At 65.8% G+C, this 21196-nt stretch carries 21 protein-coding genes; 16 read left to right on the top strand and 5 right to left on the bottom strand.

What is annotated here, in order from left to right; genetic code table 11:
- The first annotated feature begins 14 nt into the window (after positions 1-14).
- The 15 genes from nuoG (at position 15) to BM43_RS18650 (ending at position 15055) form a co-directional block, all read left to right on the top strand.
- Positions 15-2348, top strand: coding sequence for an NADH-quinone oxidoreductase subunit NuoG (nuoG, locus tag BM43_RS18720; protein ID WP_036049869.1), 2334 nt, complete (start codon positions 15-17; stop codon positions 2346-2348).
- Complete coding sequence (gene nuoH / locus BM43_RS18715; protein ID WP_036035423.1) at positions 2349-3413, top strand: NADH-quinone oxidoreductase subunit NuoH; 1065 nt, start codon at positions 2349-2351, stop codon at positions 3411-3413.
- 16 nt (positions 3414-3429) lie between these two features.
- Entirely contained in the window at positions 3430-3918 is a 489-nt protein-coding gene (gene nuoI, locus BM43_RS18710; protein ID WP_013698858.1) for an NADH-quinone oxidoreductase subunit NuoI, read from the top strand.
- Between the two features lie 114 nt (positions 3919-4032).
- On the top strand, positions 4033-4695 hold the full coding sequence (locus BM43_RS18705) for an NADH-quinone oxidoreductase subunit J (RefSeq protein ID WP_013698857.1): 663 nt from the start codon (positions 4033-4035) through the stop codon (positions 4693-4695).
- An 18-nt stretch (positions 4696-4713) separates the two neighbouring features.
- Complete coding sequence (gene nuoK, locus BM43_RS18700) at positions 4714-5025, top strand: NADH-quinone oxidoreductase subunit NuoK (protein WP_013698856.1); 312 nt, start codon at positions 4714-4716, stop codon at positions 5023-5025.
- Between the two features lie 17 nt (positions 5026-5042).
- A complete protein-coding gene (gene nuoL / locus BM43_RS18695; protein WP_013698855.1) occupies positions 5043-7091 on the top strand; it encodes an NADH-quinone oxidoreductase subunit L in 2049 nt (682 codons plus the stop codon).
- A 21-nt stretch (positions 7092-7112) separates the two neighbouring features.
- Positions 7113-8606: an NADH-quinone oxidoreductase subunit M gene (locus BM43_RS18690; protein WP_036035418.1), complete on the top strand. Its 1494-nt coding sequence runs from the start codon at positions 7113-7115 to the stop codon at positions 8604-8606.
- 39 nt (positions 8607-8645) lie between these two features.
- Complete coding sequence (gene nuoN, locus BM43_RS18685; RefSeq protein ID WP_025096460.1) at positions 8646-10103, top strand: NADH-quinone oxidoreductase subunit NuoN; 1458 nt, start codon at positions 8646-8648, stop codon at positions 10101-10103.
- Between the two features lies 1 nt (position 10104).
- Positions 10105-10404, top strand: a complete 300-nt coding sequence (locus tag BM43_RS18680; protein WP_013698852.1) for a DUF2818 family protein — start codon at positions 10105-10107, stop codon at positions 10402-10404.
- A 37-nt stretch (positions 10405-10441) separates the two neighbouring features.
- On the top strand, positions 10442-11032 hold the full coding sequence (locus BM43_RS18675; protein ID WP_025096458.1) for an NUDIX domain-containing protein: 591 nt from the start codon (positions 10442-10444) through the stop codon (positions 11030-11032).
- Positions 11033-11232: 200 nt separating this feature from the next.
- Positions 11233-11661, top strand: a complete 429-nt coding sequence (locus BM43_RS18670) for a DUF1178 family protein (protein WP_013698850.1) — start codon at positions 11233-11235, stop codon at positions 11659-11661.
- 64 nt (positions 11662-11725) lie between these two features.
- A complete protein-coding gene (locus BM43_RS18665; RefSeq protein WP_036049871.1) occupies positions 11726-12922 on the top strand; it encodes an acyl-CoA dehydrogenase family protein in 1197 nt (398 codons plus the stop codon).
- A gap of 10 nt (positions 12923-12932) precedes the next feature.
- Positions 12933-14066: an acyl-CoA dehydrogenase family protein gene (locus BM43_RS18660; protein ID WP_036049874.1), complete on the top strand. Its 1134-nt coding sequence runs from the start codon at positions 12933-12935 to the stop codon at positions 14064-14066.
- Positions 14067-14093: 27 nt separating this feature from the next.
- Positions 14094-14552, top strand: coding sequence for a MaoC family dehydratase (locus tag BM43_RS18655; protein ID WP_017918096.1), 459 nt, complete (start codon positions 14094-14096; stop codon positions 14550-14552).
- Positions 14549-15055, top strand: coding sequence for a MaoC family dehydratase (locus BM43_RS18650; RefSeq protein ID WP_042286125.1), 507 nt, complete (start codon positions 14549-14551; stop codon positions 15053-15055). Before BM43_RS18655 ends, BM43_RS18650 begins: the two co-directional genes overlap by 4 nt.
- An 87-nt stretch (positions 15056-15142) precedes the next feature.
- On the opposite strand, the gene BM43_RS18645 is transcribed toward BM43_RS18650, so the two are convergent.
- From BM43_RS18645 to BM43_RS18630, 4 genes are all read right to left on the bottom strand, one after another.
- On the bottom strand, positions 15143-16363 hold the full coding sequence (locus tag BM43_RS18645; protein ID WP_036049876.1) for an acyl-CoA dehydrogenase family protein: 1221 nt from the start codon (positions 16361-16363) through the stop codon (positions 15143-15145).
- A gap of 94 nt (positions 16364-16457) precedes the next feature.
- Positions 16458-17564 carry a phosphotransferase gene (locus BM43_RS18640; protein WP_036049878.1) on the bottom strand — a complete coding sequence of 369 codons (1107 nt, stop codon included), beginning with the start codon at positions 17562-17564 and terminating at the stop codon, positions 16458-16460.
- 26 nt (positions 17565-17590) lie between these two features.
- Positions 17591-18313, bottom strand: a complete 723-nt coding sequence (locus BM43_RS18635) for a histidine phosphatase family protein (RefSeq protein ID WP_036049880.1) — start codon at positions 18311-18313, stop codon at positions 17591-17593.
- A 7-nt stretch (positions 18314-18320) separates the two neighbouring features.
- Entirely contained in the window at positions 18321-19112 is a 792-nt protein-coding gene (locus BM43_RS18630) for an oxepin-CoA hydrolase, alternative type (RefSeq protein ID WP_036049883.1), read from the bottom strand.
- 181 nt (positions 19113-19293) lie between these two features.
- Here BM43_RS18630 and BM43_RS18625 point away from each other — a divergent pair, with 181 nt between their 5' ends.
- Positions 19294-19947, top strand: coding sequence for a glutathione S-transferase family protein (locus tag BM43_RS18625; protein ID WP_036035514.1), 654 nt, complete (start codon positions 19294-19296; stop codon positions 19945-19947).
- 71 nt (positions 19948-20018) lie between these two features.
- Here BM43_RS18625 and BM43_RS18620 read toward each other — a convergent pair whose 3' ends face one another.
- Entirely contained in the window at positions 20019-21191 is a 1173-nt protein-coding gene (locus tag BM43_RS18620) for a pyridoxal phosphate-dependent aminotransferase (RefSeq protein WP_036049886.1), read from the bottom strand.
- Positions 21192-21196: the final 5 nt, after the last annotated feature.

Raw genomic sequence — 21196 nt, 5'->3', positions numbered from 1 at the left:
GACCATACATCATCATGGTTGAACTTGAGATAGACGGGAAGACGGTCGAGGTGCCCGAAGGCAGCATGGTGATCCAGGCTGCACACAAGGCAGACAAGTATATTCCCCACTTCTGCTACCACAAAAAGCTGTCGGTTGCGGCGAACTGCCGCATGTGTCTCGTTGACGTCGAGAAGATGCCGAAGGCCGTGCCGGCCTGCGCGACGCCGGTGTCGGCCGGGATGATCGTGCGCACGCACTCGGAAAAGGCGGTCAAGGCGCAGCAGGCCGTGATGGAATTCCTGCTGATCAACCACCCGCTCGATTGCCCGATCTGCGACCAGGGCGGTGAGTGCCAGCTGCAGGATCTGGCGGTCGGTTACGGCAAGTCGGCTTCGCGCTATCGCGAGGAAAAGCGCGTGGTGTTCCACAAGAACGTCGGCCCGCTGATCTCGATGGAAGAGATGTCGCGCTGCATCCACTGCACGCGCTGCGTGCGCTTCGGCGAGGAGGTGGCCGGAGTGATGGAGTTCGGCATGCTGGGCCGCGGCGAGCACTCTGAAATCACCACCTTCGTCGGCAAGACTGTCGACTCCGAGCTGTCCGGCAACATGATCGATCTGTGCCCGGTCGGTGCGCTGACGAGCAAGCCTTTCCGCTTCAGCGCCCGCACCTGGGAGCTGTCGCGCCGCAAGTCGGTCAGCCCGCACGATTCGGTGGGCGCGAACCTGGTCGTGCAGGTCAAGAACAACCGCGTGATGCGCGTGCTGCCGCTCGAGAACGAAGCCGTCAACGAGTGCTGGATCTCCGACAAGGATCGTTTCTCCTACGAAGGCCTCAATAGCGAGGAGCGCCTGACCAAGCCGATGCTGAAGCAGGGCGGCGAGTGGATCGAGACCGATTGGCAGACCGCGCTCGAATACGTCGCGAAGGGCCTCAAGGGCATCGCGGCCGATCACGGCGCCAATGCGCTGGCCGCGCTCGCGAGCCCGCACAGCACGGTCGAGGAACTGTTCCTGGTCAAGCAACTGGCCCACGAGCTGAAGGTGCCGAACGTCGATTTCCGCCTGCGCCAGACCGATTTCTCGGCGTCGATGTCGGGTGCGCCGTGGTTGGGCATGCCGATCGCCGAATTGACCAATGTCGATACCGCCTTCGTGGTCGGCTCGACGCTGCGCCGCGATCATCCGCTGTTCGCCGCACGCCTGCGCCAGGCCGCCAAGGCCGGCGCTCAAATCCATCTGCTGCACGCCACGGGCGACGACGCCCTGATCCCGAGCGCGAAGCGCATCGTCGCCGCGCCGTCGGCCTGGCTCGACACGCTGGCCGGCATCGCCGCCGCGGTCGCCCAGGCGAGCGGCGCCGAGCTGCCGGCATCGCTGGCAGGCGTCGAGGCCTCGGCCGAGGCGCAGCGCTTGGCCAAGGCGCTTGCCACCGGCGAACGCCGCGTGGTGCTGCTTGGCAACGGCGTGGTCCAGCATCCTCAGTTCGCGCAGATTCATGCCGTCGCGCAGTGGATCGCCGAACACAGCGGTGCCACGCTCGGTTTCCTGACCGAAGCGGCCAACACGGTCGGCGCGCACCTGGTCGGTGCGCTGCCGGGCGAGGGCGGCCTGAACGCGCGCGAAGCGTTCGCGCAGCCGCGCAAGGGCTACCTGCTGCTCAACGTCGAACCCGAGTTCGACACGGCCGATCCGATCGCCGCGCGCGCCGCGCTCGAGCAGGCCGAGATGGTGGTGGTGATGTCGCCGTTCAAGATCGGCGCCGAATACGCCGACGTGCTGCTGCCGATCGCGCCCTTCACCGAGACGGCCGGCACCTACGTCAACGCGGAAGGCCGCGCCCAATCGTTCAACGGCGTGGTGCGCCCGCTCGGCGATACGCGCCCGGGCTGGAAGGTGTTGCGCGTGCTGGGCAGCCTGCTGGGCCTGCCGAACTTCGAATACGAAACCTCGGACGAAGTGCGGCTCGCCGCGCTCGGCGACGGCGACCAAGCCTCGCGCCTGTCGAATGCCGCGACCGCGCAGCCGGCCCGCGCGGCCAAGGCCGCATCGGCCAACGGTGGTTTCGAGCGCCTGGCCGACGTGCCGATCTATCACGCCGATCCGCTCTCGCGCCGTGCCGGCGCGCTGCACCTGACGGTGGCGGCCAAGGCGGCGCATTCGGCCGGCCTGCCGGCCGCGCTGTTCGACCGCCTCGGCCTGAGCGACGGCGATGCGGTGCGCATCAGTCAGGGCGGCCGCTCGGTGCAGTTGCCGGCGGTGCGTGACGCGAACCTGGCCGAAACGGTGGTCCGCGTGTCGGCTGCCACGCCCGCCGGTGCGGCACTCGGCGGCCTGTCCGGTGAACTCGTGGTGGAGAAGGCGTAAATGAGCTTGTTCGATACGATCAATTCGGGTGGTACCGAGCTGCTCGGCGCGGCATGGCCGACCGTCTGGGCGCTGGTGCGGATCCTGGTGGTCTGCGTGGTGATCCTGCTCAGCGTCGCCTACCTGATTCTCTGGGAACGCAAGCTGATCGGCTGGATGCACGTGCGTCTCGGCCCGAACCGCGTCGGCCCCGGCGGCCTGCTGCAGCCGATCGCCGACGTGCTCAAGCTGCTGCTCAAGGAAGTGATCCAGCCGAGCGCGGCCAGCCGCTGGCTTTACCTGATCGCGCCGGTCATGACGGTGGTGCCGGCCTTCGCGGTCTGGGCGGTGATTCCGTTCCAGGCCGGCGCGGTGCTCGCCAACATCAACGCCGGCCTGCTCTACGCGATGGCGATTTCCTCGATCGGCGTCTACGCGGTGATCCTGGCCGGCTGGGCCTCGAACTCGAAGTACGCGTTCCTCGGCGCGATGCGCGCGGCCGCGCAGATGGTGTCCTACGAAATCTCGATGGGCTTCGCCCTGGTGCTGGTGCTGATGACGGCCGGCAGCCTGAATTTCTCGGACATCGTGGTCTCGCAGCAGCACGGCTACTTTGCGCACCACGGCATCAACTTCATGTCCTGGAACTGGCTGCCGCTGTTGCCGGTGTTCGTCATCTACTTCATCTCGGGCATCGCGGAAACGAATCGCCACCCGTTCGACGTGGTGGAAGGCGAATCGGAAATCGTGGCCGGTCACATGATCGATTACTCGGGGATGGGCTTCGCGCTGTTCTTCCTCGCCGAGTACATCAACATGATCGTGATCTCGGCGCTGGCGGCGACGCTGTTCCTCGGCGGCTGGGACGCGCCGTTCAGCTTCCTGCACTTCATCCCGGGCGTGGTCTGGCTGGTGCTGAAGATCTTCATGCTGCTGTCGGTCTTCATCTGGGTACGCGCCACGTTCCCGCGTTTCCGTTACGACCAGATCATGCGCCTGGGCTGGAAGATCTTCCTGCCGATCTGCGTGATCTGGGTGGTCGTGGTCGGCTTCTGGATGATGTCGCCGCTGAATATCTGGAATTGAGAGGGCGGATCCCATCATGACGGCAATCCAACAATTCTTTAAGACCTTCTTCCTGACCGAACTGGTGAAGGGGCTCGCGATGACGGGCCGCTACACCTTCAAGCGGAAGATCACGGTGCAGTTCCCGGAAGAGAAGACGCCGATCTCGCCGCGTTTTCGCGGGCTGCACGCGCTGCGCCGCTACGAAAACGGCGAGGAGCGCTGCATCGCCTGCAAGCTCTGCGAGGCCGTGTGCCCGGCGATGGCGATCACCATCGAATCGCAGGTGCGCGCCGACAACACGCGCCGCACCACGCGCTACGACATCGACCTGACCAAGTGCATCTTCTGCGGCTTCTGCGAGGAAAGCTGCCCGGTCGATTCGATCGTCGAGACGCAGATCCTCGAGTACCACGGCGAGAAGCGCGGCGACCTGTATTTCACCAAGGAAATGCTGCTCGCGGTGGGCGACCGCTACGAGAAGGACATCGCGGCCGCCAAGGCCGCCGACGCGCCGTATCGCTAATGCAGGACCGGCCGGCCCCAGGGGCCGGCCCGAGCCGCCGCGGCAACGGTGCGCGGCACGTCGCAGTGCCCGAGAACCGTGCCTGACCAAGGCCTAAACGATGAACCGGTAACCATGGACTTCACGACCGTACTCTTCTACATCTTCTCGCTGCTGCTGGTGATCTCGGGGCTGAAGGTGATCACCGCGCGCAACCCCGTGGCTTCCGCGCTCTTCCTCGTCCTCGCGTTCTTCAACGCCGCCGCGATCTGGATGCTGCTCGAGGCCGAGTTCCTCGCCATCCTGCTGGTGCTCGTCTACGTCGGCGCGGTGATGGTGCTGTTCCTGTTCGTGGTGATGATGCTCGACATCAACACCGACGTGCTGCGCCGCGACTTCCGCCGCTTCGTGCCGATGGCCACCGTGGTGGGCGCGATCATCGTGGTCGAGACCGCGCTGATCCTCTGGCGCGGCTACGGCGCGACGTCCTCGCCGGTGCGCGAGATCGCCTCCGGCGCGCTCGCCAACATGACGAACACGCAACTGATCGGCAAGGTGATCTACACCGACTACATCTTCGCCTTCGAAATCGCCGGCCTGGTGCTGCTGGTCGCGATCATCGCGGCGGTTTCGCTGACCTCGGGCCGCGGCAAGGAGCGCAAGCGCCAGCGCGTGTCCGACCAGGTCAGCGTGCGCCGCCAGGATCGCGTGCGTCTCGTGAAGATGGCGGCCGAGAAGCCGCCCGCGCCTGAAGCGGCACCCGCCGCGGCCGATCCCGCCGCGGCCACCAAGAGCTGAGCGGAGGAGAACCCAACCATGTTGAACCTGACTCTTGCCCACTACCTGGTGCTCGGCGCGATCCTGTTCGCGATCAGCATCGTCGGCATCTTCCTGAACCGTCGCAACATCATCGTGATCCTGATGGCGATCGAGCTGATGCTGCTCGCGGTCAATACGAACTTCGTCGCGTTCTCGCATTATCTCGGGGACGTGCACGGACAGATCTTCGTGTTCTTCGTGCTCACGGTTGCAGCGGCGGAAGCGGCAATCGGCCTCGCGATTCTGGTGACGCTGTTCCGCAAACTCGACACCATCAATGTCGAGGATCTCGACCAGCTCAAGGGCTAATTTCAGGCGAGTCTGCTATGTCGACCACACTCAACGAAACCACGCTGCTGGCGATCCCGCTGGCGCCGCTCGCCGGCTCGATCATCGCCGGCCTGTTCGGCAATACCGTCGGTCGCAAGGGCGCGCACCGCGTGACCATCCTCGGCGTCCTGATCTCCTTCGTCCTGTCCTGCCTGGTGTTCCTGCAGGTGATGGACGGCGCGAGCTTCAATGCCACCGTCTACGAATGGATGCAGGTCGGGCCGCTCAAGCTCGAGATCGGCTTCCTCGTCGATTCGCTGACCGCGATGATGATGGTGGTGGTCACCTTCGTCTCGCTGATGGTGCACATCTACACGATCGGCTACATGGAAGAGGAGGACGGCTACCAGCGCTTCTTCTCCTACATCTCGCTGTTCACCTTCTCGATGCTGATGCTCGTGATGAGCAACAACTTCCTCCAGCTGTTCTTCGGCTGGGAGGCGGTCGGCCTCGTGTCCTATCTGCTGATCGGTTTCTACTACACGCGGGAAAGCGCGATCTACGCCAACATGAAGGCGTTCATCGTCAACCGCGTCGGCGATTTCGGCTTCCTGCTCGGCATCGGCCTGCTGCTGGCCTATGGTGGCTCGATGAACTACGGCGAGGTGTTCGCCAAGAGCAACGCGCTGGCCGCGATGCACTTCCCGGGCACCGACTGGGGCCTGCTGACGGTGGCTTGCATCTGCCTGTTCATCGGCGCGATGGGCAAGTCGGCACAGTTCCCGCTGCACGTCTGGCTGCCCGATTCGATGGAAGGCCCGACGCCGATCTCGGCGCTGATCCACGCGGCCACCATGGTGACGGCCGGCGTGTTCATGGTCACGCGCATGTCGCCGCTGTTCGAGCTGTCGGACGCCGCGCTCTCCTTCATCACCGTGATCGGCGCCATCACTGCGCTGTTCATGGGCTTCCTCGGCGTGATCCAGAACGACATCAAGCGCGTGGTCGCGTACTCTACGCTCTCGCAGCTCGGCTACATGACGGTCGCGCTGGGCGTGTCGGCCTACCCGGTCGCCGTGTTCCACCTGATGACGCACGCCTTCTTCAAGGCGCTGCTGTTCCTCGCGGCGGGCTCGGTCATCATCGGCATGCACCACGACCAGGACATCCGCAACATGGGCGGCCTGCGCAAGTACATGCCGATCACCTGGATCACCTCGCTGATCGGTTCGCTGGCGCTGATCGGCACGCCGTTCTTCTCGGGCTTCTACTCGAAGGACTCGATCATCGATGCGGTCAAGCTCTCGCATCTGCCGGGTTCGGGTTTCGCGTACTTCGCGGTGGTCGCGAGCGTGTTCGTGACGGCGCTGTACTCGTTCCGCATGTATTTCCTGGTGTTCCACGGCGAGGAGCGCTTCCGCAAGCCGAAGCATCCCGATTCGCCGATGGGCAAGGCCGCCGCGCAAGGGCATGGGCATGACGCGCACGGCCACGACGATCACGCACATGAACCGCACGAGACCTCGTGGGTCGTCTGGGTGCCGCTGGTGCTGCTCGCGATTCCGTCCGTGCTGATCGGCGGCGTGGCGATCGGCCCGATGCTGTTCGGCGACTTCTTCCAGCACGGCGTGGCGTTCGACAAGGTGATCTTCATCGGCCAGAACCATCCGGCGCTCGCCGAGATGGCCGATGAATTCCACGGCTGGGCCGCGATGGGCCTGCATTCGGTGTCGGGCCTGCCGGCCTGGCTCGCGCTCGCAGGCGTGGTCGTTGCCTGGTTCCTGTATCTGAAGCGCCCGGACCTTTCGGCGGCAATCCGCCGCGCGGCCGGTCCGATCTATACGCTGCTTGACAACAAATACTACATGGACAAGATCAACGAGGTCGTGTTCGCCAGGGGCTCGGTCGCGGTCGGCCGAGGCCTGTGGAAAGAGGGCGACGTCGTGGTGATCGATGGAGTCGTCAACGGGAGCGCGCGATTCGTCAGCTGGTTCGCCGGCGTGATCCGCTTCCTGCAGTCCGGCTACATCTATCACTACGCGTTCGCGATGATCATTGGCATGTTGGGTCTCCTTACCCTGTTTGTTACGCTCGGCGGCAAATAAGAAAAGGAGAGGAACCCACTCATGTCCGCATTTCCGATTCTCAGTACCGCCATCTGGCTTCCGATCGTGTTTGGCCTGCTCATCCTGGCCGTGGGCACCGACCGGAAGCCCGGCGTGACCCGCTGGGTCGCGCTGATCGGTTCGCTGCTCGGGTTTGCAGTCACGATTCCGCTCATCACCGGTTTCGATCCGAGCACCGCGGCTCTTCAGTTCGAAGAGAACGTGATCTGGATCGACCGCTTCAATGTTTCGTATCACCTCGGCGTCGACGGCATCTCGATGTGGTTCGTCGTGCTCACGGCGCTGATCACGGTCATCGTGGTAGTGGCCGGCTGGGAAGTCATCACCGAGAACGTCTCGCAGTACCTGGCTTCGTTCCTGATGCTCTCGGGCATCATGATCGGGGTGTTCTCGGCGGCCGACGGCCTGCTGTTCTACGTGTTCTTCGAAGCCACGCTGATCCCGATGTACATCATCATCGGCGTCTGGGGCGGCCCGAACCGCGTCTACGCGGCCTTCAAGTTCTTCCTCTACACGCTGGCCGGCTCGCTGCTGATGCTGATCGCGCTGATCTACCTGTACCGGGAGACGCATACCTTCGACCTCGCGGCCTGGCAGGGCGCGAAGCTGGCGATGACGCCGCAGTTGCTGCTGTTCGGGGCGTTCTTCCTCGCCTTCGCGGTGAAGGTGCCGATGTGGCCGGTCCACACGTGGCTGCCCGACGCGCACGTCGAGGCGCCGACCGGCGGCTCGGTGGTGCTGGCGGCGATCATGCTCAAGCTCGGCGCCTACGGCTTCCTGCGCTTCTCCCTGCCCGTCACGCCCGATGCGGCGCACTATCTGGCCCCGGTCGTGATCGTGCTGTCCCTGATTGCCGTGATCTACATCGGCCTGGTCGCGATGGTGCAGACCGACATGAAGAAGCTGGTCGCCTATTCGTCGATCGCCCACATGGGCTTCGTCACGCTCGGCTTCTTCATCTTCAGCCAGCTCGGCATCGAGGGCGCGATCGTGCAGATGATCTCGCACGGTTTCGTGTCCGGCGCGATGTTCCTTTGTATCGGCGTGTTGTACGATCGCCTGCATACGCGCAATATCGCCGAGTACGGCGGGGTGGTGAACGTGATGCCGAAGTTCGCCACCTTCGCCTTGCTGTTCGCGATGGCGAACTGCGGCCTGCCCGGCACCTCGGGCTTCGTCGGCGAGTTCATGGTGATCCTCGCCTCGGTGAAGTTCAATTTCTGGATCGCGTTCGGCGCGGGCCTCACGCTGATTCTCGGCGCGGGCTACACGCTGTGGATGTACAAGCGCGTCTATTTCGGCAAGGTGGTCAACGAGAAGGTAACGACGCTGAAGGACATCGGCGCGCGCGAATTCTCGATGCTCGCTGTGCTGGCCGCGTTCACGCTGCTGATGGGCCTGTATCCCAAGCCCTTCACCGACGTGATGCACGTTTCCGTAGAAAATCTCCTCTCTCACGTTGCGCAATCCAAGCTGCCGCTGGCCCAGCAGTAAGTGTGGGCGGAGGAAACCAAGACCATGCAAAACGCACCTATGAATGCCTTGTTGCCCGACGCGCTCGTGATGCTCGCCATCATTCTGGCGTGGATCAACGACACCCTCTCCGGCGAGTCCGGCCGCCGTCTCACGTACCTGATCGCGGTCGTCTCGTCCGTTGTCGCCGGTGTGTGGTTTGCGTTCCAGGCGCTCGACCCGCACCAGTACTACTTCTTCTCGCGGATGGTGGTGGTCGACGCCTTCTCGAGCGTGATGAAGGCGGTCGTGTCGATCGGCTTCGCGGCCTCGATGATCTACTCGCGGCGCTACCTGTCGGACCGGGGCCTGTTCCGCGGCGACGTGTTCCTGCTCGGGATGTTCTCGCTGCTCGGCCAGTTGGTGATGATCTCGGGCAACAACTTCCTGACGCTCTACCTCGGCCTCGAACTGATGTCGCTGTCGCTCTACGCGCTGATCGCGCTGCGCCGCGACGGTGCCCAGTCGAGTGAAGCGGCGATGAAGTACTACGTGCTCGGCGCGCTGGCTTCCGGCTTCGTGCTGTACGGCATCTCGATGGTGTATGGCGCCACCGGCTCGCTCGAGCTGCAGGACGTGCTCAATGCCGTCGCCTCGGGCCGCATCAACAATATCGTGCTGCTGTTCGGCGTGATCTTCATCATCGCCGGCGTGGCCTTCAAGCTCGGCGCGGTGCCGTTCCACATGTGGGTGCCCGACGTCTACCAGGGCGCGCCCACGGCGATGTCGCTCATGACCGGCGGCGGCCCGAAGGTGGCGGCCTTCGCCTGGGGCTTGCGCTTCCTGGTGATGGGCCTGCTGCCGCTGGCGGCGGACTGGCAGCAGATGCTGGTGATCCTGGCGGCACTGTCGCTGATCGTCGGCAACATCACCGGTATCGTCCAGCGCAACGTCAAGCGGATGCTGGCCTACTCGGCGATCTCGAACATGGGCTTCGTGCTGCTCGGCCTGCTCTCGGGCGTGGTGAAGGGCAGCCCGGCCTTCACGGCCACCGCCTACAGCTCGGCGATGTTCTACTCGATCGTCTACCTGCTCACCACGCTCGGCGCCTTCGGCATCGTGATGCTGCTGGCCCGCCGCGATTTCGAGGCGGAAACGCTCGAGGACTTCAAGGGCCTCAACAAGCGCAGCCCGGTGTTCGCCTTCGTGATGATGCTGATGATGTTCTCGCTGGCCGGCATCCCGCCGACGGTGGGCTTCTACGCCAAGCTCGCGGTGCTCGAGGCCACCATCAACGCCGGCCTGACCTGGCTCGCGATCCTCGGTGTCATCAGTTCGTTGTTCGGCGCGTTCTACTATCTGCGTATCGTGAAGCTGATGTACTTCGATGCGCCGCAGGACACGAACCCGATCATGAGCGACACGGCGAACCGCGCGGTGCTGCTGCTCAACGGCCTGGCCGTGCTCGTGCTCGGCATCATGCCCGGCCAGCTGATGGAGGTCTGCCTGCAGGCCATCAGCCATACGCTGCCGCTCTGAAATGTCGGCAGCCGGTTGGTTCATCGTGTTGTTGGCGCTGCTGGGCGCCAACCTGCCGTTCGTGAATCAGCGGGCCTTCGCCTTCATCCCGGTCGGCGCCGCTGCCCGCAAGAGCGGGTGGTGGCGGATCGCCGAGATGATCGTGCTGTACTTCGTGGTCGGCGTGCTCGGCTTCTGGCTCGAGTCCCGCGCCGGCAACCGCTTCGAACAAGGCTGGCAGTTCTACGCGATCACCTTCAGCCTGTTCGTGGTGTTCGCGTTCCCCGGCTTCACGTTCCAGTATCTCGTCAAACGACGTTGACGGCGCTCGGCCGTCGCGTCCAACCTTGGAGCCGACGATGGCCGAATTACCGAATCACGACGACAAACTGACCGAAGTCTGCGTCGAAAGCGAATCCATTCTCGACGGCCATTTCCTGAAAGTGAAGCGCGACACGGTGCGCCTGCCCGACGGCAAGCACGCGACGCGCGAGTACATCCGCCATCCGGGCGCCGTGATGGTGATCCCGTTGTTCGACGATGGCCGCGTGCTGATGGAAAGCCAGTTCCGCTATCCGATCGGCAAGGTGATGGCCGAGTACCCGGCCGGCAAGCTCGATCCGCAGGAAGGCTCGCTGGCTTGCGCGGTGCGCGAACTGCGCGAGGAAACCGGTTATACGGCGCGCGAGTATTTCTACCTGACGCGCATTCATCCGATCATTTCCTACTCGACCGAATTCATCGACATCTATCTCGCGAAGGGCCTGACGGCCGGCGAGCGCCAGCTCGACGAGGGCGAATTCCTCGAGACCTTCACGGCCACCGTGCCCGAGCTGCTCGAATGGATCCGCACCGGCCAGATCAGCGACGTGAAGACCATCATCGGCACCATGTGGCTGGAGAAGGCCTTGTCGGGAAGCTGGCCGCTCGGCGCGGCCGAGCACGCCTGATCAATGCAGCGGCTGATTCCCGGCGATGCGAGGCCGTGCTTGCCGCCGCGCATCGCCGAACCCACCTTCGGCGTCAAATTTCCCCGCACGTTACAATCCAGCCAGTCCGGGCTCGTCCCGGAGAATTTCGATCGTGATTTAGCACGGTCGTTCTTAAATCTTCCGATTGGGCGTACACTCCCGAGACGCCCCGATTCAGCATGAAGGTCCTCGATTTACAGTGCACGCACGGCCATCGCTTCGAAGGCTGGTTTGCGTCTTCCGATGATTTCGAATCGCAGCTGTCCCGCAAGCTGGTCGAATGTCCGGTTTGCGGGGCGACCGAAATCAGCAGGATGCCGTCGGCGCCGCGCCTGAACCTGTCAGGCGCGACGAAGGAAAAGGCGCCGGCAACCGATCCGCGGCAGATGCAGGCGCAGCTGATGCGCGCCTTGCGCGAGGTACTGGACAAGACCGAGAACGTGGGCGAGCGCTTCGCCGAGGAAGCGCGACGCATCCATTACAACGAGGCGCCTGCGCGCAATATTCGCGGCGTGACCTCGGCCGAGGATGCGCGCGCCCTCGTCGAGGAAGGCATCGACGTGATGCCGCTACCGGTGCCGGCCGCACTGAAAGAGCCGCTGCAATGATCGTCTCCTGATCGGCGCGTCGTCTCCAGCCGGCCGCTCCGGTTCGCGGCCAGGAGACATGCGCATGGATCTGGACCATTCCCCCGCCGACGACGCGTTCCGCGTCGAAGTTCGCACCTGGCTCGAGGCCAACCTGCCTCGCACGCTGCGCGACAAGGTACTCAATCACAAACGTCTGTCCCGCGAGGATTATCTTAACTGGCATCGCCGTCTCGCGACGCGCGGCTGGTCGGCGCCCGCCTGGCCCGTCGAATACGGCGGCCCGGGCTGGGACGCGACGCGGCGCTTCATCTGGGACGAGGAGTGTGCCCGCGCGGGCACGCCGTCGCCGCTGACCTTCGGCGTGTCGATGGTCGGGCCCGTGCTGATGAAATATGGCAACGAGGCCCAGAAGCGCCATTATCTGCCGCGCATCCTCGACGGCAGCGACTGGTGGTGCCAGGGTTACTCCGAGCCCGGCTCGGGTTCCGACCTCGCCTCGCTGCGCACGCGCGCCGAACGGCGCGGCGATCACTATCTCGTCAACGGCCAGAAGACCTGGACCACGCTCGGCCAATATGCCGACATGATGTTCTGCCTGGTGCGCACCGATACGGCCGTGAAGAAGCAGGAGGGCATCTCCTTCCTGCTGATCGACATGAAGACGCCGGGCATCACGGTGAGGCCGATCATCACGCTCGACGAGGAGCATGAAGTCAACGAGGTGTTCTTCGAGGACGTGCTGGTGCCGGTCGAGAACCTCGTCGGCGAGGAGAACCGCGGCTGGACCTATGCCAAGTACCTGCTCGGCCACGAGCGCACCAGCATCGCGCGCGTCGGCACCTCGAAGCGTGAACTGCGCTTCCTCAAGCGCATCGCGGCCGGGCAGCGCCGCAACGGCCGCTCCCTCCTGGAGGATCCGGTGTTCGCCGCCCGCGTGGCCTCGCTGGAAATCGACCTGATGGCGCTGGAGGTGACCGCGCTGCGCGTGGTCAGCCAGGAAGCGAGCGGGCGAGGGCCGGGCCCCGAGGCCTCGATGCTGAAGATCAAGGGCTCCGAGATCCAGCAGGCGCTGACCGAGCTGATGGTCGACGCGATCGGGCCGCTCGCCGCGCCGTTCCATCCGGCCTTCCTCGAGGGAGAGCGCGATCGCGCGGTGAGCGGCGACGACGACGCGGCACCGCTTGCCGCCTATTACTTCAATTTCCGCAAGACCTCGATCTACGGCGGGTCGAACGAAATCCAGAAGAACATCATCGCGCAGATGATCCTGGGCCTCTGAGGAGCGACGCATGGACTTCACTTTCAGCGAAGAACAGCAGCAATTCGCCGACGCGTTGCGCCGTTATCTCGGCCAGCGCTACGGTTTCGAGACGCGCCAGGCGATCGTCGCCTCGCGCGAGGGCGTATCCGACGAGCAATGGCGGGCGTTCGCGGAGCTGGGGCTGACCGCCTTGCCGGTACCGGAGGCGAGCGGCGGCCTGGGCGGCGGCGCGCTCGACATGCTGGTGGCCATGCAGGCGCTGGGCGCCGCACTGGTGGTCGAGCCGTATTGGGCGACGGCGGTCGGTGCCGAGGCGCTGCAGCTCGCGGCCAGCGAGCATCAAGCCGATCGAGCGCTGCTGGCACGCGTGGCCGGCGGCGAGGCGCGCCTGGCGGTTGCCTTCGACGAACCCGGCGCGCGCTACGAGCTGCTCGCCATCGATTCGCGTGCGGAGCCGGTCGGCGACGGCTTCCGGCTCAGCGGCAGCAAGGCGCTGGTTCGTCACGGCGCCCAGGCGCAGGCCTGGATCGTGCCGGCCCGGCAGCCCGATGGCGCGATCGCGTTGTTCCTGGTCGAGCGCGGTGCCGCCGGTGCCGATGTCGAGGATTACCGAACCATCGACGGCCAGCGCGCGGCGACGCTGCGTTTCTCGAGCGCGCCCGCGCGCCGGCTCGTCGACGGCAGCCGCGGTGCCGAAACGCTGGAACGGATCGCCGATTACGGTATCGTGCTGCTCTGTGCCGAGGCGATCGGCGCGCTGGACGCGCTCAATCGCGCGACGCTCGACTACACCCGCACGCGCGAGCAGTTCGGCACGCCGATCGCGCGTTTCCAGGTGCTGCAGCACCGCATGGTCGACATGCTGATCCACACCGAGCAGGCGCGCTCGCTGGCTTATCTGGCGGCGCTGCGCTATGCCGACGACGACGCCAATCAACGGCGCCGCGCGGTATCTGCCGCGAAAGTGCGGGTGGGGCAAGCCGCGCGTTTCGTCGGGCAGCAGGCGATCCAGCTGCATGGCGGGATGGGCATGACCAACGAGGTCGCGGCGGCCCATCTGTTCAAGCGACTGTCGATCATCGACCTGACGCTCGGCGATGTCGATCACCACACGGCGCGATTTGTCTCGCTGCCGGATTTTTTCGAATACGATGCGGCCTGAGAGCACGCAAACTGACAGGAGATGGGTATGACGATCGGCTATGAGGATCTGGAAGTCGGCGGGCTGACCGAGGTCGGCAAACACACGTTCACGCCGGACGAGATCATCGAATTCGCGCAGCGCTTTGATCCGCAACCGTTCCATCTCGACGAGGCGGCCGGCAAGGCCTCGCCGTTCGGCGGATTGGTGGCGAGTGGCTGGCACACCTGCTCGGTGTTCATGGGCATGCTGGTGCGCAACGTGCTGCACGATTCGACCAGCATGGGCTCGCCCGGCATCGAGGAGATCCGCTGGATCAAGCCGGTGCGCGCCGGTGCGACCATCACGATGCAGCAGCGGATCCTCGACAAGCGGCTGTCGGCGAGCCGTCCCGATCGCGGCATCGTGACGACGGAGTGGGTTGGCACCGACGAGAGCGGCGAAACCGTGATCACGGTGCGCTCCAAGGTGATTTTCGGGCTGCGTAATCCGCAGGCGGGCGCATGAGCGGCGATTCGACGGAGAAGCAGCCTGGGCAGCGGCCCGAGCGGCCGCGCATCGCTTCCGTCGAGGCGCTGCGCGCGCTGGTCGGCGCGGATGGTTTCGCGAGCGAGTGGATCGTGATCGAACAGTCGCGCGTCAACCAGTTCGCCGACGCGACCAACGATCATCAATGGATCCACGTCGATCCCGAGCGGGCCTCGCGCGAATCTCCGTTCGGTGGCCCGATCGCACACGGCTTCCTGACGCTGTCCCTGATCCCGGCGCTGATGACCGATGCGATCGAATTCGAGCAGAAGATGGGGGTGAACTACGGGCTGAACCGCGTGCGCTTCCTGCGGCCGGTGCCGGTCGGCGCGAAGGTTCGCGGGCTGTTCGCGGTGAAGACGGCGATCGACGGCAAGCAGGGCGGCCTGCAATGCACCTGGTCGGTCGCGGTGCAGGTCGACTCGTCGGGCGAGCCGGCACTGGCCTGCGCGGCCGAGTTCGTCACCTTGCACCTGTTCTGAGGTTCCGGGCTGCAGGCGGCGCGGCTGCCGCCCAAGGCATGCCCGAACGGCGGGGCGGCGCGCAGGCGCCGTCCCGCCGTTTCGCATCTAGGCTGCCGAGTAGCGCGCGAGTTCGAGCTTGGCGATCGCGTTGCGGTGGACTTCGTCGGGGCCGTCGGCAAAACGCAGCGTGCGTGCCGAGGCATAGGCGTAGGCCAGCGGAAAATCGTCGCTGACGCCGCCGCCGCCATGCGCCTGGATCGCCCAGTCGATCACCTGGCAGGCCATGTTCGGCGCGACCACCTTGATCATCGCGATCTCGCGGCGCGCCTCCTTGTTGCCGACCTTGTCCATCTTCCAGGCCGCGTTGAGCGTCAGCAGGCGCGCCTGGTCGATCAGGCAGCGCGCCTCGGCGATCCGCTCCTGGGTCACGGTCTGCTGCGCGATCGGCTTGCCGAAGGCGACGCGCTGCAGCGTGCGCCGGCACATCAACTCCAGCGCGCGTTCGGCGAGCCCGATCAGGCGCATGCAGTGATGGATGCGCCCCGGGCCGAGACGGCCCTGCGCGATCTCGAACCCTCGCCCCTCGCCGAGCAGCAGGTTGTCGGCCGGCACCCGGACGTTCTCCAGCGTGATCTCCATATGGCCGTGCGGGGCGTCGTCGTAGCCGAACACGTTCAACGGCCGATGCACGGTGATGCCGGGCGCATTGGACGGCACCAGGATCATCGACTGCTGCGCATGGCGCGGCGCCTCGGGATCGGTCTTGCCCATCACGATATAGAGCTTGCAGCGCGGATCGCCGGCGCCCGAGGACCACCATTTGTGGCCGTTGATCAGGTAGCTGTCGCCGTCGCGCTCGATGCGCGTGCGGATATTGGTGGCATCCGACGAAGCCACTTCCGGCTCGGTCATCAGGAAGGCCGAGCGGATCGTGCCGTCGAGCAGGGGCTCGAGCCACTCGCGTTTCTGATCGTCGCTGGCGTAGCGCTCGAGCGTCTCCATGTTGCCGGTGTCGGGCGCGTTGCAGTTGAAGACCTCGGGCGCCCAGGGCACACGCCCCATGATTTCGCAGAGCGGCGCGTAGTCGAGGTTCGACAGGCCGGCGCCGCGATCGGATTCGGGCAGGAACAGGTTCCATAGCCCGGTCGCGCGCGCCTCGTCCTTCAGCGTGTCGAGCAGGGTGACCGCGCGCCAGGCGTTGCCGTCGCGCCGGTTGCGCGCGATCTCCTCATGGAACACGCGCTCGTTCGGATAGATGTGGGTGTCGAAGAAGGCGAGCAGCCGCTCGCGCAGGACCTGGGCCTTGGGGGAGTAATCGAATTCCATTGCCACCTCGCTGGAGTAGGGCGTCGATCGGAATCGGGACGGGGACCGGGATGAAGAATCGGCCGGGCTCGATGTGCTGCCGAGCCCATTGTGTTCAGCGCACTTGCTGGGCGTAGCGCCAGGCCAGCTCCGCCATCGGCCGTGCCTGCCGGCCGGCGTCGAGCGCACGTGCACTGGAGGCGGTGCCATCGGCCACGCGCTTCATGATGCCTTGCAGGATCGCGGCGATCCGGAACATGTTGTAGGCGAGATAAAAATGCCAGTCGCCCTCGATCGTGAAGCCGGTGCGCTCGACATAGCTGGCGATGTGGCGCCGTTCGTCGGGAATGCCTAGCGCGGCCAGGTCGAGCCCGCCGATGCCGCGGAATCGTCCCGGCTCGGTGTGCCAGGTCATGCAGTGATAGGAAAAATCGGCGAGCGGATCGCCGAGGGTAGAGAGTTCCCAGTCGAGCACGGCCAGCACGCGCGGCGCATCGGGCGCGAAGATCAGGTTGTCGAGCCGGAAGTCGCCATGGACGATGGCGCTGCGTTGCCGAGCCGCGTCGGCGGCCGGGATATGCCGCGGCAGCCATTCGATCAGCCGGTGCATGGCCTCGATCGGCTCGGTTTCCGAGGCGGCGTACTGCTTGCTCCAGCGCCCGATCTGGCGCGCGAAGTAATTGCCGGGCTTGCCATAGTCGCCGAGCCCGAGCGCCTGCGGGTCGAGCCGGTGCAGCGCGGCGATCACGCGATTCATCTCGTCGTAGTGGGCGGCGCGCTCGGCTTGCGTCATGCCGGGCAGCGCAGGATCCCACAGCACCCGCCCCTCGACGCAGCTCATCACGTAGAAGGCGCGGCCGATCACCGATTCGTCCTCGCAGAGCGCGAGCATGCGCGGCACCGGCACGTCGGTATCGGCGAGCGCGGCCATCACGCGGTACTCGCGCTCGATCGCGTGGGCCGAGGGCAGCAGTTTGGCGACCGGCGCCGGCTTGGCGCGCAGCACATAGCGGCGCGTCGGCGTGACGAGCTTGAATGTCGGGTTCGACTGCCCGCCGCGGAACTGCTCGATCGAGAGCGGGCCCGCATACCCACTCACATGGGCGGCGAGCCAGGTGTCGAGCGCCGCGGTGTCGATGTGCTGGGCCGCGCTGACCGGCGCCGTGCCCTCGAAGGCCGAATAATCGTCCGGCTTTGCCGCTCCTTGCTGCGCTTGCCTCATCCTTGCCTCCGGGGCGCCGCGCGGGTTCAGCTTCCCGCGTTGGCCTGAACGAACTGGTGATAGAGCACTTCCATGACGGTGTTGCGAGCGTCGCGATGCAGCGCATCGGGCGGCGTGTAGTTGAGTTGCCGGATCACCCAGTCGTGCGCATGCTGGCCGACGTCGAGCACGTTGATGCAGGCGGTCGATTGAGCGAAGCGCCCGATGAATAGCCGCTGTTCGGGCAGCGTGGCGTGGGACAGCAGCGCGCAGTTGACGCCGCCATGCAGCACCAGCAGCGCGGTGTCCCAGCCGGGATCGGCGCGCAGCGCCGCGAGCGGCGGCAGCACGCGGTCGATCAACTCGCCGATGGTTTCGCCGCCGAGGAAGGGAACGTGTTCGGGGACGATGCCGTGGAATGCGCCGATAAAGGCCGCCTCGACATCCTCCGGCGGCAGGTCGGCAAGATGGCCGCCGCGGATTTCGCGCCATGCCGGTTCGATCTCGACGTCGATCGCCTGCCCGGTTTCCGCGAGCACGAGCGAGGCCGTTTCGACGGTGCGATTCAGGCCGCTGGTGATCACGCGGTCGAAGCGGATCGATTGCGCGGCGAAGGCGCGGCCGGCCGCGCGGGCCTGGGCCCGGCCGAGTTCGTTGAGCGGTACCGCGTCCGGGTCGATCGCCTGTTGCCGGGCATCGAAATAGGTGACGTCGCCATGTCGCATCAGATAGATGCGGCGGCGGGTCGGCAGGGTATAGAGAGTGGTCATCCTGGGATCATCGGGAATAGACGGGCGGCCGTTTCTCCAGGAAGGCGGTGATGCCTTCGAGCCCGTCGGCATGATGGAGCGAGGCGACGAAATGATCGCGCTCGGCCACCAGGTGCGCCGCGAGCGGCTGCTCGGGCGCGTCGGCGAGCAAGGCCTTCACGCGCGTGACGGCGTTCGGCGAGATGCGGCCGAGCTCGTCGGCCCAGGCCAGCGTTTCGCCGAGCACCGAGCCGGCACGCGCGAGGCGATTGACGACGCCGAGATCATGCAGGCGTCGGGCCACGACCGGTTTGCCCTCGATCAGGATTTCAGTGGCCAGCGCGCGCGGCAGTGCACGGGCCAGGAACCAGGAGCCGCCGCCGTCCGGCGTGAGCCCGACGCGCGCGTAGGACATCACGAATTTCGCGTCCTCGGCGGCGACGACCAGGTCGCAAGCCAGCGCCAGCGAGAAACCGGCCCCGGCGGCCGCGCCTTCGACCGCCGCGATCACCGGCTTGGTGACGGTCCGGATCGCGGTGATCCATTCGCCTAGCAGGTCGATGCTGGCGGCCTGCACCGCGGGATCCCTGGCGCGATTCTCGAGCAGTCGGTTCAGGTTGCCGCCGGCGCAGAAGAAGCGGTCCGCGCCGGTCAGCACCACGCTGCGGATCGAGGGATCGCGCTCGGCGGTGTTCATCGCCTCGAGGCCGGCCGCGTACATGTCGGGATGCAGGGCGTTGCGTGCGCCCGGATTCGATAGCGTCAAGACCAGGGTCGATTCGCTTTCGGCGGGGCGGGACGCGAGCAGTTCGGCGCTCATGCGGATGTCTCCAGGATGTCGGTCTTTTGGCCGGCGCGGCGAATGCATGAACGCGCGTCCGGTGGTCGGGGCTGCGAAGTGCTTTAGACTAGCACGAACGTGCTATTCGGCACGTCGCGACGAGCCGCGGATTTCACGAGCAGGGCTCGCGCCTCGAACCCGTCAGGACAGGAGAACGATGATGCTGCAGCTCTGTGGTTTGCCCTTATCGAACTACTACAACAAGGTGAAGCTGGTGCTGCTCGATCACGAGATCGATTTCGAGGAGCAGATTCATACGCTGCCGTTGAGCGGTGACGAGGCGCTCGACGCCTCGCCGTTCGGCAAGGTGCCGTTCCTGCGCACCGAGCACGGCGCGCTGTCGGAATCGCAGGCGATCGTCGAGTATCTTGCCGCGCGTTATCCGGAGAAGGGCCTGTTCCCGGCCGATCCGTTCGAGGCGGCCAAGGTGCGGGAAATCACCGTCTTCGTCGAACTGTATCTCGAATGGGTCGCGCGCAGCCTGTACGGGCAGGCATTTTTCGGCGGCACGGCCAGCGAGGAGACGCAGCGGCGCGTCGAGAAGCGCCTGGTCGGCGCGCTGGCCGCGTTTCGCAAGATGACGCGCTTCGCGCCCTACGTGCTCGGCGAGACCTACGGCATGGCCGACGTGGCCGCCTATATCCACCTGCCGATCGTGGGGCTCGCGACCAAGGCCGTGTATGGCCGCGATCTGGTGGTCGAGGCGGGAATCGACTGGAAGGCGTATTCGAAGCTGGTGGGCGAGCGTCCCGCCGCGCAGCGCGTGACGGCCGATCGCAAGGCTTATCTCGAGGCGAACGGCGCCAGGCGCTAGGCCAGGGCGGCTGCGCGGGCTAGGGCAGGCGCGGCGCGAGCACGGGAAGCTGCCGGCGCCGCGCGGCCGGCTTACAGCCGCGAGAGCCGCTCCAGCGCGGTCGCGAGCGTGTCTTCGCGCTTGGCGAAGCAGAAGCGCACCACGCCCGATTCGTGCGGCTCGTGATAGAAGGCCGACACGGGGATCGCGGCAACCCCGATCTCGGCGGTCAGCCACTTGGCGAATTCCGCCTCGGGCAGGTCGCTGATCGCCGAATAATCGACGCACTGGAAGTAGGTGCCGGCGCAGGGCAGCAGCTTGAAGCGCGTCGAGGCGAGCCCGGCGCGGAACAGGTCGCGCTTCTTCTGGTAGAACGCCGGCAGCGTCAGGTAGGGCTCGGGATCGCGCAGGTAGCTGGCGAGCCCGACCTGCATCGGCGTGTTGACGGTGAACACGTTGAACTGGTGGACCTTGCGGAATTCGGCCGTCAGCGCTGCCGGCGCGGCGACGTAGCCGACCTTCCAGCCCGTCACGTGATAGGTCTTGCCGAAGCTCGAGACGATGAAGCTGCGCGCCGCGAGTTCCGGGTAGCGCGCCACGCTCTCGTGCCGCTCGCCGTCATAGACCATGTGCTCGTAGACCTCGTCAGACAGGATCAGCACCTCGGTGCCGCGCACGATCTCCTCGAGCTGGCGCATGTCGGACTCGCGCCAGACCGTGCCGGTCGGGTTGTGCGGCGTGTTGATCAGGATCAGCCGCGTCTTCGGCGTGATCGCGGCCGCCAGCTTGTCGAAGGGGATCGCATAGTCGGGCGCTTCCAGCGTGACGAACACCGGCTTGCCTCCGGCGAGTTCGATCGAGGGCAGGTAGCTGTCGTAGGTCGGCTCGACCACGATCACCTCGTCGCCGGGGTGGACCGCGCAGAGGATCGCCGTCAGCAGCGCCTGCGTCGCGCCTGCCGTGACGGTGATCTCGCTGGCCGCGTCGTAGCGGCGGCCGTAGATCCGCTCGATCTTGTCGGCGATCGCCTCGCGCAGCGGCGCGGCGCCCGTCATCGGCGGATATTGGTTGTGGCCGTCGCGCATCGCGTTGGCGACCGCCTCGATGATCCTCGGATCGCAATGGAAATCGGGGAAGCCCTGGCCCAGGTTGACCGCGCCTTTTTCGGCCGCGAGCGCGCTCATGACCGTGAAGATCGTGGTGCCGACCTGCGGCAGGCGGGAAACGATGGCGGGCGTGACGGGCGAGGCGGACGGTGCGTTCATCGTGT

Source organism: Burkholderia gladioli (assembly GCF_000959725.1).
In the GTDB taxonomy this organism is placed as follows: domain Bacteria; phylum Pseudomonadota; class Gammaproteobacteria; order Burkholderiales; family Burkholderiaceae; genus Burkholderia; species Burkholderia gladioli.
The sequence above is the reverse complement of the archived record's forward strand: the minus strand, read 5'-3'. Positions and strand labels throughout refer to the sequence as shown.

Bases quoted from the DNA above. Each gene is read 5' to 3' on its own strand.
- nuoG (WP_036049869.1), top strand. From the start codon at position 15: ATGGTTGAACTTGAGATAGACGGGAAGACGGTCGAGGTGCCCGAAGGC.
- nuoH (WP_036035423.1), top strand. From the start codon at position 2,349: ATGAGCTTGTTCGATACGATCAATTCGGGTGGTACCGAGCTGCTCGGC.
- nuoI (WP_013698858.1), top strand. From the start codon at position 3,430: ATGACGGCAATCCAACAATTCTTTAAGACCTTCTTCCTGACCGAACTG.
- BM43_RS18705 (WP_013698857.1), top strand. From the start codon at position 4,033: ATGGACTTCACGACCGTACTCTTCTACATCTTCTCGCTGCTGCTGGTG.
- nuoK (WP_013698856.1), top strand. From the start codon at position 4,714: ATGTTGAACCTGACTCTTGCCCACTACCTGGTGCTCGGCGCGATCCTG.
- nuoL (WP_013698855.1), top strand. From the start codon at position 5,043: ATGTCGACCACACTCAACGAAACCACGCTGCTGGCGATCCCGCTGGCG.
- BM43_RS18690 (WP_036035418.1), top strand. From the start codon at position 7,113: ATGTCCGCATTTCCGATTCTCAGTACCGCCATCTGGCTTCCGATCGTG.
- nuoN (WP_025096460.1), top strand. From the start codon at position 8,646: ATGAATGCCTTGTTGCCCGACGCGCTCGTGATGCTCGCCATCATTCTG.
- BM43_RS18680 (WP_013698852.1), top strand. From the start codon at position 10,105: ATGTCGGCAGCCGGTTGGTTCATCGTGTTGTTGGCGCTGCTGGGCGCC.
- BM43_RS18675 (WP_025096458.1), top strand. From the start codon at position 10,442: ATGGCCGAATTACCGAATCACGACGACAAACTGACCGAAGTCTGCGTC.
- BM43_RS18670 (WP_013698850.1), top strand. From the start codon at position 11,233: ATGAAGGTCCTCGATTTACAGTGCACGCACGGCCATCGCTTCGAAGGC.
- BM43_RS18665 (WP_036049871.1), top strand. From the start codon at position 11,726: ATGGATCTGGACCATTCCCCCGCCGACGACGCGTTCCGCGTCGAAGTT.
- BM43_RS18660 (WP_036049874.1), top strand. From the start codon at position 12,933: ATGGACTTCACTTTCAGCGAAGAACAGCAGCAATTCGCCGACGCGTTG.
- BM43_RS18655 (WP_017918096.1), top strand. From the start codon at position 14,094: ATGACGATCGGCTATGAGGATCTGGAAGTCGGCGGGCTGACCGAGGTC.
- BM43_RS18650 (WP_042286125.1), top strand. From the start codon at position 14,549: ATGAGCGGCGATTCGACGGAGAAGCAGCCTGGGCAGCGGCCCGAGCGG.
- BM43_RS18645 (WP_036049876.1), bottom strand. From the start codon at position 16,363: ATGGAATTCGATTACTCCCCCAAGGCCCAGGTCCTGCGCGAGCGGCTG.
- BM43_RS18640 (WP_036049878.1), bottom strand. From the start codon at position 17,564: ATGAGGCAAGCGCAGCAAGGAGCGGCAAAGCCGGACGATTATTCGGCC.
- BM43_RS18635 (WP_036049880.1), bottom strand. From the start codon at position 18,313: ATGACCACTCTCTATACCCTGCCGACCCGCCGCCGCATCTATCTGATG.
- BM43_RS18630 (WP_036049883.1), bottom strand. From the start codon at position 19,112: ATGAGCGCCGAACTGCTCGCGTCCCGCCCCGCCGAAAGCGAATCGACC.
- BM43_RS18625 (WP_036035514.1), top strand. From the start codon at position 19,294: ATGCTGCAGCTCTGTGGTTTGCCCTTATCGAACTACTACAACAAGGTG.
- BM43_RS18620 (WP_036049886.1), bottom strand. From the start codon at position 21,191: ATGAACGCACCGTCCGCCTCGCCCGTCACGCCCGCCATCGTTTCCCGC.